Raw genomic sequence first — 11,542 nt, forward strand, 5'->3', positions numbered from 1 at the left:
AGTGAGTTCAGAAATTCGCCGCGTCCAGTACCATTACTGTGTCCGCGCCGGTTTGAATGCGCGCCAGATGCATGCCCGTGGCAGGCAGACGGCGCGCCATGTAGAAGCGGCCAGTATTGATCTTGGTTTCATAGAAGTCTTTGTCCGATGCCCCGCCGTCCAGTGCTTCCTGTGCAGCCTTGGCCATCTGTGCCCACATCAGGCCCAGGCAGACATGGCCGAACATGTGCATGAAGTCATAAGACCCGGACAGCGCGTTGTTGGGGTTCTTCATGCCTTCCTGCATGAAGTACATTCCAGCAGCCTGCAGATCCTTGGATGCGGTTTTCAATGGTTCGATGAAGGCCTTGTCATAGGCTTCGTTCTGCCCGCCATTCTCTTTGCAGAAGGATTTGACCATCTCGAAGAACGCCATAACGTGCTTACCGCCGTCCTGCGCCAGTTTGCGCCCCACCAGATCCAGCGCCTGAACGCCGTTTGCACCTTCGTAGATCATCGCGATACGGGCATCGCGGGTATATTGAGACATACCCCATTCTTCGATGTATCCGTGACCGCCATAAACCTGCTGCGCCTGAACGGTCATGTCATAGCCTTCGTCCGTCAGGAAACCCTTGATGACCGGGGTCAGCAGCGAGATGAGACCATCCGCATCCTTGTCACCCGAACGGTGCGCCTTGTCGATCATCGATGCGCCCCACAGGATGAACGCGCGTGCGCCTTCGGTGAAGCTTTTCTGGTCCATCAGGTTGCGGCGGATATCCGGGTGCACGATCAGCGGGTCGGCGGGGCCATCCGGGTTCTTCACTCCAGTCACATCACGACCCTGCAGTCGGTCCTTGGCGTATTCCAATGCGTTTTGAAATGCAGCTTCGGCTTGAGCCAGACCCTGCATGCCGACACCCAGACGCGCTTCGTTCATCATGGTGAACATGGCGCGCATGCCCTTGTGCTCTTCTCCCAGCAGCCAGCCGGTGGCTTCGTCATAGTTCATGACGCATGTCGAATTGCCGTGGATGCCCATCTTCTCTTCGATCTTTCCGACCGAGACGCCGTTGCGTTCACCCAGCGAGCCGTCTTCGTTGACGATGAACTTGGGCACGATGAACAGCGAGACACCCTTGATGCCTTCAGGGCCACCGGGGATTTTGGCCAGCACCAGATGGATGATGTTGTCGGCCATGTCGTGATCTCCGGACGAAATAAAGATCTTCTGACCGGAAATCTTGTAGCCGCCATTGCCTTGCGGTTCCGCCTTGGTGCGCATCAATCCCAGATCCGTACCGCAATGCGGCTCGGTCAGGTTCATGGTGCCGGTCCATTCGCAGCTGACCATGTTGGGAAGATAGGTATTTTTCTGCTCGTCGGTTCCATGCGCCAGAATGGCCGAGGCCGCGCCATGGGTCAGGCCCTGATACATGGTGAATGCCTGATTGGAAGCCGAGAACATCTCGCCCACGGCAGTGCCCAGAACGTAGGGCATGTTCTGACCGCCATATTCTTCGGGCATATCCAGACCGGTCCAGCCGCCTTCTTTCATCTGCTCGAAAGCATCTTTGAAACCGGTGGGGGTATAGACCACGCCGTTTTCCAAACGGCAGCCTTCGGTGTCTCCAACCACGTTCAGTGGATGCAGGACGTTGGTGGCAACCTTGCCCGCTTCTTCCAGAACCGCGCCTGTGAATTCGGTTTCAAGCTCGCTGTACCCTGGAATATCCGATTCCGAGACTTTCAGTACATCGTGCAGAATGAACTGCATATCTTTGGTCGGCGCGTTATAGACGGGCATGTGAATCTCCCTTTTTTCATATGTCCGGACGGGCGTGCGATCTTACTCGGCCGCCTTCTTTTCCTGTTTCATCGAGGCAATGACCTTTTCGCCCCAGCGCAACTGCTCTTTCAGATCGTCAATCGCCTGTGTCAGTTCCTCGCGACGGGCCTCCATATCTGCCAAACGCTCGCACGCGATCTCAAAGGTGCGGGACATCTGGGTTAGTTGCTGGTCCCCCACGTGGTAAAGATCCAGAAGCTGGCGGATTTCTTCGAGGCTGAAACCAAACCGCTTGCCGCGCAGGATCAGTTTCAGGCGTGCACGGTCCCGTTTGGTGAACAGGCGTTTTTGCCCCTCACGGATCGGAAACAAAAGCTCCTTGGCCTCGTAAAACCGCAAGGTGCGCGGCGTGACGTCATAGGACTCGCACATTTCGCGGATGGTCATCAGATCTTCGGTCATGGTTCAAACTCTCATCACTTGCGTCATACTGATTGAGTTGCGCAGTCGATGAGCGTTTTACAACATACAATTGACGTTTACGTAATGCGGACGCTGCGTCACAAATTGGTTGACGTAACATCCGAACGCGTAAGTCGCGTAAAACGCAATTTTCTTACCCTACGTAAAGGGTCGGAGCGACTAATCCCGATAACATAATTCCTGAGAAATAGGGCAGACGCGGCCTTGGTTGGCCCCTCGGGGAAGTCTATTCAAGCAGGTCCATTGTTTGGTTTCGCAATTGCTGCAGTGCGTCCATCGCCTCGTCCAATTGCTGGCGCTGCTGGCGCAACTCCTCCATCTGTCGGTCGGCCATTTCGATAAAGGCAGCCATCTGCGCCTGATTGCCCTGATCTTCATAGATCAAAAGCCACTGACGAATCTCTTCCAGCTGGAATCCGAATTTCCGGCCTCGAAGGATCAGTTTCATGCGCGCGCATTCCCGCGGGCCATAAAACCGAGACCGACCTTCGCGGTCGGGCTGCAGCAATTCGATATATTCGTAGTAACGCAGCGTGCGCGGGGTTACATCGAACTCGGCGCACATCTCTTTGAATGACAAACGGTTGCCGGACATTCCTGATCTCCTCGGCAGCAACCTAGGGCGTCGGTGCGGCAAGCGCAACAGGTGGGCTTGCCCTTTACGCAGAAGCAGTCTCATAAAGGGGCAGGCAAGAGGACAGGATCCACCCCATGGTCGACAAGACAGTACTGGCGCGGCAATTCATCGAAGCGATTCCGCATGCGAAGGCGCTGGGGCTTGAGCTGACCTACATCGGAGAGGGCGAGGCGGAACTTTCCATGCCCTACAACGAACAACTGATCGGTGATCCCAGAACGGGGGTGATACATGGGGGGGCTGTTTCGACCATGTTGGATACGTGTTGCGGAGCGGCAGTGATGAGCCATCCATCGGCGCCGGGAGGTACGGCCACAATTGATCTGCGGATCGACTACATGCGGGCGGCAACGCCGGGGCAGAGCATACATACCAGCGCCACCTGCTATCACATTACTCGCAATGTCGCTTTCGTACGGGCGACGGCCACTGACGAGGATTCAGGTCGTCCGGTGGCCACGGCCTCCGGCGCATTCACGGTGGAGGGCGTATAAATGGCGCGTCCTCGTCCTGAACCCATGCAGGTGGTCAAACAACGCCGTGACGCGGCGCTGACGGCGCTGGTCAAAGGTGTGCCATATATCCGGTTCCTGAACATCAGCTTTGACCGTCGCGGGGATGAGCTGACCGGTGTTCTTAATTTCGATGAAAAACTGATAGGTAATCCGTTCCTGCCCGCACTGCACGGCGGTGTTACAGCCGCGTTTCTTGAGGTGACAGCCGTAATCACGTTGAGCTGGGAGAACATGTTCCCGCGCATCGAAAGTGGAGAAATCGGGGCCGACGACATTTTGACTGATGTGAATATTCGGTTTCCCAAGACAATTGACTTTACTGTCGACTACCTACGATCAGGCTTGCCGCGCGATGCTTATGCGCGTGCGTTTATCAATCGGTCGGGCCGACGTTATGCTTCAGTCCGGGTCGAAGCCTGGCAGGATAATCACGCGAAACTATTCGCGCAGGGGACCGGTCATTTCCTGTTGCCGCAAGCCCCGGCGATTAAAGAGTAACCGTGCAGGGCTCGGCAGCGCCAATAACGCATCGGCGCGTTCTGAAAATTGCGCTGCCGATCGTGTTGTCCAACGCGACAGTGCCCATCCTCGGCGCGGTGGATACCGGCGTGGTCGGCCAGCTGGGGCAGGCGGCTCCAATTGGCGCCGTTGGCATGGGGGCGGTGATCCTGTCGGCGATCTACTGGATCTTCGGCTTTTTGCGTATGGGTACAACCGGGCTCGCGGCTCAGGCGCGCGGGGCAGGGGATACTGCAGAAACCGGTGCACTGTTGATGCGTGGCCTGCTGTTGGGGACTGCAGCCGGGATGGTGTTTGTGCTCACACAGGTCGGTTTGTTCTGGGGGGCCTTTGCGCTGTCTCCAGCCAGCCCTGAGGTCGAGGCGCTGACGCGGGATTATCTGGAGATCCGCATTTGGGGCGCCCCGGCAACGATTGCGCTTTATGCCGTAACCGGATGGTTGATTGCGATTGAAAAGACGCGTGGCGTATTTGTCCTGCAGGTTTGGATGAACGGCCTGAACATCCTGTTGGATTTATGGTTCGTCCTGGGGCTTGGTTGGGGCGTCGAAGGCGTTGCCATCGCGACGCTGATCGCTGAATGGACCGGGTTGGCACTGGGACTTTGGCTGTGTCGAGAGGCGTTTTCTGGAAACCAGTGGAAAGACTGGCCACGCATTTTCGACGCCGCTCGGTTGCGTCGGATGATGCAGGTCAATGGGGACATCATGGTGCGTTCGGTCCTGCTGACCGGTGCTTTCACCACTTTTCTGTTCGTAGGTTCGGATCTGGGAGATGTGAATCTTGCGGCCAATCAGGTGTTGCTACAGTTTCTTGAGATTACTGCTTTCGCACTGGATGGGTTCGCGTTTTCGGCCGAGGCGCTGGTGGGCGGAGCAGTTGGCGCCCGGGACCGCCATAAAGTGCGTCGAGCGTCAATAATGGCCTCGCAATGGGGCGTTGGCGGAGCCTTCGCGCTGGGCCTCGTGTTCTTTCTGACCGGACCTGCGCTGATCGATGTGATGTCGACATCGCCCGAGGTCCGCGCGGCAGGGCGCGAGTACCTGTTCTGGGCTGCAATTGCGCCAGCGATTGGTGTGGCCAGCTGGATGTTCGACGGGATTTACATCGGCGCGACCTGGACCCGGGCCATGCGCAACGCCATGATCCAGTCGGTTGCGATTTATGTGGTCGCGCTGTTCATTCTGGTGCCGACATTCGGCAATCACGGGCTTTGGGCCGCGCTGATGGTTCTGAACATTACGCGCGGCGTGACCATGGGCTGGCGCTATCCTCGGCTCGAAGCGCAGGTCGCCTAGAGAAGATCCAGCAATGTCTCGGGCGGGCGACCTATCGCAGCCTTATTTCCGGAAATAGCCAAAGGACGCTCGATCAGGATCGGGTTTTCAGACATGGCGCTTATCAGGTCTTCTTCGCTTGTCGTTTTGGTCAGGCCCAGCTCTTTGAACCGCTTTTCTCCGGTGCGCATCATTTCGATGGCCGAGCGGTCCAAAAGCGCCAGCGCAGCACGCAGCTCATCAGCAGACGGCGCGTCTTCAAGGTATTTGCGCACGTTCACCTGCGCACCTTTTTCCTTTAGCAACGCAAGCCCCGCCCGGGATTTGGAGCAGCGGGGATTGTGCCAGTATTCGATCATAACCATTCCTCACGTTTGCTGCCCACAGCCTGCGCGACCGTGTCGAAGCCGTCACGGGCCAGCAACTGGTCCAGACCTTCGGCAATCTCGGCGGCCAAAGATATACCGCCATAAACCATGGCAGTGTAGAACTGAACGGCCGAGGCCCCGGCGCAGATTTTGGCATAGGCCTGCTTGGCGGTGCTGATCCCGCCTACACCAATCAGGGGTACGTCATCGCCCATCACTTGGCTGAGCTGCGCGAGAACGCGCGTGGACTTTTCGAACAGAGGCGCCCCTGACAGGCCACCTGCCTGATCCTTGTGAACGCTTTGCAACCCATCCCGTGACAGGGTTGTGTTTGTAGCGATCACAGCGTCCACACCGCTTTCACGGGCGACTTCGGCTATATCCTGAAGCTCGGATTCGGTTAGGTCCGGTGCAATTTTCAGGAAAACCGGCAATGGGCGAGGCAAACCGTTGCGCGTTTCGATTACTCCGGCTAGCAGCGCGCCAAGCGCGTCTTTGCCTTGCAGATCGCGCAGCCTTTCGGTGTTGGGAGACGAGACGTTGACCGTGGCGAAATCCAGATACTGAGCGCAATGGGCCAGCACTTTGGCGAAATCCCCGGGCCGGTCGTCGCTGTCCTTGTTTGCACCAAGGTTCAGACCGATCACCGCGTCTTTAGGGCGATTGGCCAGACGCGAGGCCATAACCTCCATCCCTTCATTGTTAAAACCGAACCGGTTGATGGCGGCCTTGTCTTCGGACAGACGGAACAGGCGTGGTTTAGGGTTTCCCGGTTGCGGGCGCGGGGTGACAGCGCCAACCTCGATAAATCCAAACCCGGCGCGCGACAGAGGACCAAGAACTTCGCCATTCTTGTCAAACCCGGCAGCCAATCCCACGGGGTTGGGTAGGTCAAGCCCGGCAACATTAGTTCTTAGCCGCGAAGACGTCACCGGCCCGGGTGTGGGCGCAAGCCCAGCTTTCAACGCTTTGATCGAAAGCCCGTGGGCAGCTTCCGGGTCCAGTTTGTGAAGGGCAGCAAGCCCCAGTTTCTCAGTTAGTTTCATCCGAATGTGGTTCCACTTGTTTCGGGGGAGCAGCGGATCAGCCGTGAGGTTTGAACCGCAGCCTGCCTGTGAACAACTGCCTTTTGGTAATCGGCGTCAGTCACCATCTTTAGAAAAGCGTGGGCGGTGGGGTAGCGTGCAATAAAGACTTCATCCCACTCTTCGTTTTCAGGCCCGATCAGCATGGTCTGATACGTTCCGCGCCATAGGATCGATGCGCCCAAGCGGGAGATTATCGGAGACGTTTCGGCCCCATAGCGGTGATAGGCTTCGGCACCGCTCAGCCTTACGTCAGCCAGCTCGTGGCCTTCAGGGTACACGGCGAATTCGCGAAACCGGACAAGGTTCAGCATCTCGATCGGATGGTCCCGGTCCAGTGCTTTGAATGCTTCGAATTGGGACCGTTCCGGATCGACGAAAGCAGTCATTCCATCTCCTTCGGGAACTTATGTGCGGCGCCATCAAAGGGAAGGGCGCGTGACCAGATCACATCCGACATCCGTAGTTGGCGATAGAGATGCGGAAACAACGCGCCGCCACGTGACACTTCCCATTTCAAATCGTCACCCATTGCATTCGCGTCACAAGCCAGAAGGGTTAGTCCTTCAACCCCGGAGAAATGTTTGGCTGCGGTTTCAGCGGCCTGTTCTGCAGTCGAGAAATGGACATAGCCGTCTGAAACATCAATTGGCGCGCCGTCGGTAGCACCTTCGGCCTGCAGGGTGGCCCATTCGTCGGCCCGGAAAATCTTATAGATCAACATGGGGTCGTGATGCCTCGCGCTGCGGGTAGAATCAAGCCGGATTTCCCCCTTTGACTCTTTGCTGTCCTCGGCGCACGATCTGCTCAATCAATAATAGGGAGTCTCATATGTTTACCCGTTTTCTGACGTCTGTTGCCGTCTTGGGCCTGACTGCGGGCATGGCCGCCGCTGAATACAAGCTGACCATACTGCACACCAATGATTTTCATTCCCGCTTTGAGCCGATCAACAAATACGACAGTGGCTGTGGCGATGAAGATAACGCCGAGGGCAAGTGTTTTGGTGGCTCGGCTCGTCTGGTGACCGCGGTGGAAGAGGCACGCGGTCGGGCTGAAAACTCGATACTGGTGGATGGCGGGGATCAGTTCCAGGGGTCGCTGTTCTATACCTACTATAAGGGCAAGGTTGCGGCAGAGTTCATGAACAAGCTGGGCTATGACGCGATGACCGTGGGCAACCACGAATTCGACGACGGTCCGGAAGTTCTGCGCGGCTTTATCGACTCGGTTGATTTTCCGGTGCTGATGTCGAACGCCGACATCACCGACGAAGAGCTGCTGACTGACAAGATCAAGAAATCCACAGTGATTGAAGTAGGCGGTGAAAAGATTGGCCTGATCGGTCTGACACCCGAAGACACCCATGATCTGGCGTCGCCCGGTCCAAACATCACTTTCTCGGACCCGGCTCCAGCAGTCCAGGCCGAAGTGGATAAGCTGACCGGTGAGGGCGTGAACAAGATCGTCGTACTCAGCCACTCTGGCTATGGCGTCGACCAGCGCGTTGCGCAAGAGACGACCGGAGTAGACGTGATCGTCGGTGGCCATTCCAATACCTATCTGTCGAACGAGTCGGACAAGGCTGCGGGCCCGTATCCCACGGTCGTCAACGGCGTGCAAATCGTGCAAGCCTATGCCTATGGTAAGTTCCTCGGCGAACTGAACGTAACTTTTGATGATGACGGCAATGTCGTTGAGGCATCAGGTGAACCTCTGATCATGGACAATTCCGTGGCCGAGGACCAAGGAGCGCTGGACCGTATCGCTGAGCTGGCGCAGCCACTCGAGGAAATCCGCAACAAAGTGGTTGCCAGCGCGGCGGACTCGATTGAAGGCGACCGTGCGATTTGCCGGATTCAGGAATGCCAGATGGGCAATCTGGTAGCAGACGCCATGCTGGCACGTGTTGCCGATCAGGGCGTTCAGATTGCCATTGCCAACTCGGGTGGCTTGCGTGCTTCGATTGACCCGGGCGACGTGACTATGGGGGAAGTTCTAACGGTTCTGCCATTCCAGAACACACTTTCAACCTTCGAGATCAGCGGTCAAGGCGTCATTGAAGCGCTGGAAAATGGTGTCAGTCAGGTCGAAGAAGTCAAAGGCCGGTTCCCGCAGGTCGCAGGCATGACCTTTGTCTGGGATCCTTCGGTAGCACCGAACGAAGGCCGCGTCAGCGAGATAATGGTGGCCAGCGGCGATGGGTTCGAGCCTATTGACCCAGCCGCCACATACCTGGTTGTGACCAACAATTACGTTCGCAATGGCGGGGACGGCTACAAGATGTTCTCGGGCGACGACAAGAACGCCTATGACTTCGGTCCCGATCTGGCGGATGTAACAGCGGAGTATCTGGCAGAAAATGCGCCTTACCAGCCTTACCTGGATGGGCGGATCAAGCAGAAATAATAGCTTGGACACAATAGCATAGGCCGCCTTTCCAAGGCGGCCTTTTTTCGTTTTGGTTGTCAGCTGAAATCGTATTCCGGCCAGAGTTCTGCGTCGAAACCGTTCAGCATCGGTTGGATTTGATCTGCAACTTTGCGCCATCCACCGATGGATTTGGTGGAGATTTTGTTGCGCACCTGATCGATGCTCGCTGTTAGAACCTGCTTGGTGTTTTCTTCCGGACGCAGCATCCGCTCGTGCCACGCAATTCCACAGAATTCGGCAACCTTACGGCTGTATGTATCAGGGTCTGCGACCAGTTCTTCGTAGGGGACAGTCAGAATACGGTCGCCAAACACCCGATCCCAATGCGCCATGTATTTACGGTACATATTGGCAGAATGCGCGATCGCCTCCAGGTTCGACGCGTAGCGCAAACCCGGAGCCGGGAACCGCCTGATCCATTTCGACAAACCGACATCGCGCGGATCGCGCATCATGTTGATCACTTTGGCATTCGGGAATGCCGTCAATAGGAATCCAACCCTTTGGTAGTTGTGGGGCATTTTGTCGACAAATGCCGTTGAGCTTTCAGGGATCGGCGGCATAAGCTCTCTGAATTCCCGCGCGAATTCCTTGGCAGCAGCTGCGTCGAATGTCTTCTCTTCTTCGACAAAGTGGTGCGACAGATCTGCGCCAATCTTCAATTCACCGCACCCTGCGATATTAGGCGCTGAACTCAGCATCATTTCCATCAAAGTGGTGCCTGAGCGAGGTTGGCCAATTACGAAAACTGGCGACGGCTCTTCGGATAGACCGGATGTAACAGCTGACGAACCGTCCGGGAACAGGTCGCAGACCTTCTGAAGGTTCCTCTCTTCCGCTCCAAAGTCATAGGGGTTTGTTTCATGCTGCGATGTATTGGCAATGTTGAATAGTGGCATTGCGGCCTCTAGGCCATCGCGCTTGGAGATCAGCTGCGCCTTGGCAAATTCCAGAACAGAGTTGACATGGTCACTTTTGGAAATTGCCTCATCAATGGCATCCATTAGGTCATCCAACTTATCAGAAGGCGCCATGTCGGACATTTGCAACAATGTGGCAGGATGAAGAGGTTCCCTTTCCAGAATGCTCTGAAGAATATCGGCACTTCCCTTCTTGTCACCCGACTGATGCAAATCAATCGCTTTTCTGAATGCGATACCAGTACTTTCTGGTTCCAGTTCATAAGCGCGCGAAATGTCCTTGGAACTGCGTTCGACAAACCCGATAGATGCATAGGCGCGGCTGCGTGATGACAGCAACTTGGCGTTGTCTGGGTCGCTCTCCAGCTTTTGCGTCGCATAATCAATGATCATGCGCCAGTTATGCCCTTTCAGCTGAATTTCGTCGATGACGCGGACCAGTTCCTTATTGTCCGGAAACTGTTCCAGTTTTTGTTCGGCATAAGCCAGCGCACGTGGAATCTGGGCAGTCTGCATCAGGGCGTTGGCCAGGTTTTCCACAAATTGCGGATCATCCGGTTTCATACGTGCGGCTTCGACGAAATGCGGAATGGACTGTTTGTAGCGTTTCATCTCTGTCAGGACGAAACCAGCGATGGCGTGGTAATCCGAATCCTTGGGGAACTTTTTGACACCCAACTGGGCTTTCTTCAGCGCCTGCGGTAGTTTGCCTGCATCCAGATCGCCGAGGGCTTTGCTCTTGAGGGAAGTCGCTGTTTGTTGTGCCATATGACCGCGTGGAACCCTGTGCCTGTGTGAAACAATTGTCGAAAGTTCATTACCGATGTGCGGACGGTTTGCAATAACTCTTCCGAATGACGCGATGGCGCAGCTGTTTGCCGCCCGCCCAGCCAATGCGTTGCCTGACGTGCCGAATTACAATGTTTGTCCGACCAATCAGGTCCACGTTGTCCGTTCGGATCAAAATGGGCGCAAGCTGGATTCTCTGCGCTGGGGGTTCCTACCGCACTGGTACAAGGCGGAAAATGCCGGACCACTTCTTATCAATGCGCGTGCAGAAACGCTTGCGGAAAAACCCGCCTTTCGGGCAGCGTGCCGCGAACGTCGATGTCTGATAGCGGCGACCGGGTTTTACGAATGGACCAAGACCGAGGATGAACAGCGGCTGCCGTGGTACATCCACAGACGCGACGGAGCCTCGATTGCGTTTGCAGGGGTATGGCAGGACTGGGGGCCGGAAACCGCGCGGCAGGGTACATGCGCAATCGTGACCACGCCTGCCAATTCCCATCTCCGAACGATCCATCACCGCATGCCGCTGATACTCGAACCAGAGGACTGGCCATTGTGGCTGGGAGAGGCAGGCAAAGGGGCGGCGCGCTTGATGCGGCCCGGCCCCGACGATGTACTGACGTTTCACCGTGTCGGGCGGGATGTGAATTCCAATCGGGCCAGCGGACCAGAGTTGATTGATCCAGTATCGCCAGACTGAGCCCCAACCGGCTTTCCATTCACTTCTATGCAGATTAGATCA

13 protein-coding genes are annotated in these 11,542 nt (G+C 56.3%); 5 read left to right on the forward strand and 8 right to left on the reverse strand.

Annotation, left to right across the window (positions count from 1 at the left end):
• Positions 1–7: 7 nt before the first annotated feature.
• The 3 genes from AC2TDA_RS21175 to AC2TDA_RS21185 all read right to left on the reverse strand — a co-directional run bounded on the left by AC2TDA_RS21175 (position 8) and on the right by AC2TDA_RS21185 (position 2,849).
• Positions 8–1,789 (reverse strand): acyl-CoA dehydrogenase C-terminal domain-containing protein, encoded by a 1,782-nt coding sequence (locus AC2TDA_RS21175; RefSeq protein WP_480880983.1) that lies wholly within the window; start codon positions 1,787–1,789, stop codon positions 8–10.
• Between the two features lie 42 nt (positions 1,790–1,831).
• Entirely contained in the window at positions 1,832–2,233 is a 402-nt protein-coding gene (locus AC2TDA_RS21180; protein ID WP_480846332.1) for a MerR family transcriptional regulator, read from the reverse strand.
• A 247-nt stretch (positions 2,234–2,480) separates the two neighbouring features.
• The gene (locus AC2TDA_RS21185) at positions 2,481–2,849 is read right to left on the reverse strand and encodes a MerR family transcriptional regulator (RefSeq protein WP_480846331.1); all 369 of its coding nucleotides are present in this window, start codon (positions 2,847–2,849) and stop codon (positions 2,481–2,483) included.
• Between the two features lie 116 nt (positions 2,850–2,965).
• Between AC2TDA_RS21185 and AC2TDA_RS21190 the strand changes: the two genes are divergently transcribed.
• From AC2TDA_RS21190 to AC2TDA_RS21200, 3 genes are read left to right on the forward strand one after another with little or no spacing between them, the layout of a single operon-like run.
• Positions 2,966–3,385 (forward strand): PaaI family thioesterase, encoded by a 420-nt coding sequence (locus AC2TDA_RS21190; RefSeq protein WP_480880982.1) that lies wholly within the window; start codon positions 2,966–2,968, stop codon positions 3,383–3,385.
• Positions 3,386–3,904 (forward strand): PaaI family thioesterase, encoded by a 519-nt coding sequence (locus AC2TDA_RS21195; RefSeq protein WP_480880981.1) that lies wholly within the window; start codon positions 3,386–3,388, stop codon positions 3,902–3,904.
• Positions 3,905–3,906: 2 nt separating this feature from the next.
• The gene (locus tag AC2TDA_RS21200; RefSeq protein WP_480880979.1) at positions 3,907–5,223 is read left to right on the forward strand and encodes an MATE family efflux transporter; all 1,317 of its coding nucleotides are present in this window, start codon (positions 3,907–3,909) and stop codon (positions 5,221–5,223) included.
• On the opposite strand, the gene arsC is transcribed toward AC2TDA_RS21200, so the two are convergent.
• From arsC to AC2TDA_RS21220, 4 genes are read right to left on the reverse strand one after another with little or no spacing between them, the layout of a single operon-like run.
• Positions 5,220–5,561 (reverse strand): arsenate reductase (glutaredoxin), encoded by a 342-nt coding sequence (gene arsC, locus AC2TDA_RS21205; protein ID WP_480880978.1) that lies wholly within the window; start codon positions 5,559–5,561, stop codon positions 5,220–5,222. The two genes, AC2TDA_RS21200 and arsC, sit on opposite strands and share 4 nt — an antisense overlap.
• Complete coding sequence (locus tag AC2TDA_RS21210; protein ID WP_480880976.1) at positions 5,558–6,616, reverse strand: quinone-dependent dihydroorotate dehydrogenase; 1,059 nt, start codon at positions 6,614–6,616, stop codon at positions 5,558–5,560. Before AC2TDA_RS21210 ends, arsC begins: the two co-directional genes overlap by 4 nt.
• Positions 6,613–7,044: a DUF1330 domain-containing protein gene (locus tag AC2TDA_RS21215; RefSeq protein WP_480880974.1), complete on the reverse strand. Its 432-nt coding sequence runs from the start codon at positions 7,042–7,044 to the stop codon at positions 6,613–6,615. Before AC2TDA_RS21215 ends, AC2TDA_RS21210 begins: the two co-directional genes overlap by 4 nt.
• On the reverse strand, positions 7,041–7,379 hold the full coding sequence (locus tag AC2TDA_RS21220; RefSeq protein ID WP_480880972.1) for a DUF952 domain-containing protein: 339 nt from the start codon (positions 7,377–7,379) through the stop codon (positions 7,041–7,043). Before AC2TDA_RS21220 ends, AC2TDA_RS21215 begins: the two co-directional genes overlap by 4 nt.
• A gap of 107 nt (positions 7,380–7,486) precedes the next feature.
• On the opposite strand from AC2TDA_RS21220, the gene AC2TDA_RS21225 reads away from it, so the two are divergent.
• Positions 7,487–9,064 (forward strand): bifunctional metallophosphatase/5'-nucleotidase, encoded by a 1,578-nt coding sequence (locus tag AC2TDA_RS21225; protein ID WP_480880971.1) that lies wholly within the window; start codon positions 7,487–7,489, stop codon positions 9,062–9,064.
• 59 nt (positions 9,065–9,123) lie between these two features.
• On the opposite strand, the gene AC2TDA_RS21230 is transcribed toward AC2TDA_RS21225, so the two are convergent.
• Positions 9,124–10,776 carry a tetratricopeptide repeat-containing sulfotransferase family protein gene (locus AC2TDA_RS21230; protein ID WP_480846319.1) on the reverse strand — a complete coding sequence of 551 codons (1,653 nt, stop codon included), beginning with the start codon at positions 10,774–10,776 and terminating at the stop codon, positions 9,124–9,126.
• A 55-nt stretch (positions 10,777–10,831) separates the two neighbouring features.
• On the opposite strand from AC2TDA_RS21230, the gene AC2TDA_RS21235 reads away from it, so the two are divergent.
• Positions 10,832–11,500, forward strand: a complete 669-nt coding sequence (locus tag AC2TDA_RS21235) for an SOS response-associated peptidase (protein ID WP_480846317.1) — start codon at positions 10,832–10,834, stop codon at positions 11,498–11,500.
• Positions 11,501–11,542 lie beyond the last annotated feature (42 nt).

Source organism: Ruegeria sp. HKCCD6426 (assembly GCF_057221115.1).